Below are 1,236 nucleotides of genomic sequence, written 5' to 3' on the forward strand. Positions count from 1 at the left end.
GTCCGCCCCGCGCGGCACGGCCAGGGGCGAGGAGAGGCCGCGCAGCAGGATGCGTTCCTCGCCCGCCGTCAGCGTCGCGCCCGGTTCGAGGCGCTCCGCGGCGTAGCGCGCGAGCAGCCAGTGCAGCCGCCCCTCGGCCGGCCCGCTTGCCTTCACGCTGAGCAGCGGCGCGGGGCCGAGCGGGCGCAGCCGCAGCGACAATGCGCGCGAGGGCGCGCGGTCCTGCAGCACAGCGAAGGCCGGGACGGGGCCGTCCTGCACGGTGACGTTCTCGCCGTTCGGGCTCGGCAGGCGGCGGGCCTCGGCGCCCTCGCCGAGGAGCAGCGTGCCGTAGTCCACGCCATCCCCCGGGCTCATCGCGTCGCAGGCGGTGGTGACGCGCACGCGATCGAGCGTGACGCCGGGCAGTGGGGTGAGGCTGATGGCCACCGTGACGGCAGGGCTGTCGGCGCGGATCTCGTAGGCGTAGCGCAGGCGCGCGACCTGCTGCGGCGCGCCGCGGGAGAAGCGGCCGCGCCCGGCGACGGCGCTTTCGTGGAACAGGCGCACGCCGCCCTCGCAGGGCTCGATGCCGGCGGCGACGATGGCGTCCTCCACGTCCAGGCAGTGCCTGCGGCCCTTGAAAGTGAATTCCACCAGGTTGCCGCCGTGCAGCAGGGCGGGCGGCCCTGCCTGGCCGTGCAGGTGCTGGCGGATTTCCCCACGGAAGAGGTTGCCGGTGAAGAGATGGTGCGGCGTGGCGACGCGGAAGTCGCGCGGCGATTCATCCTCGACCGTCAGCCGCGCCGGGCCGAGGGCGCGCGGCGCCAGCCCGCCGGCACCCACGGCGAGCAGCAGGTCGAGCGCCCCTTCCGCGCCGCCGAGCAGCGGATGGGCGATGGCCTCGGCCGCCGCCGCATTGGCAGCGAGGTCGAAGACCGCCCCGCGCGGGGCGGTGGCGAAGGCAGGGGCGAATCCGTCCGGCAGCCGTGCCGGGGCGAGGAAACGCGCCAGTCCGCGCACCAGCCCTTCCCGCACCGCATCCATCGTGCTGCCGCTCATGCCTGCCGTTCTAGCCGCGCCGCACGGGGGCGGGATAGGGTGCCCGGGTGGAACCGGACCTGGCGAGAGTGAGGAATCGAGGCGGCGGGCTTCGCCTCATCGGGTCGGCCGCGCTGGCCCTTGCCCTCGCGCTGCCCGCGGCGGCGCAGCCGGCTGACTGGCGCGCCGCCGCGCCGGCGTTGCCGCTCGACGGCG

1 protein-coding gene is annotated in these 1,236 nt (G+C 76.1%); it reads right to left on the reverse strand.

Translation table 11 applies throughout. The annotated features are described in order from the left end of the window. On the reverse strand, nucleotides 1-1,041 hold a 1,041-nt coding region (locus GXW76_RS25395), incomplete at its 3' end, for a hypothetical protein (protein WP_211864919.1). Nucleotides 1,042-1,236: the final 195 nt, after the last annotated feature.

The sequence above is a fragment of the Neoroseomonas soli genome (assembly GCF_018129065.1).
Lineage (GTDB): Bacteria > Pseudomonadota > Alphaproteobacteria > Acetobacterales > Acetobacteraceae > Neoroseomonas > Neoroseomonas soli.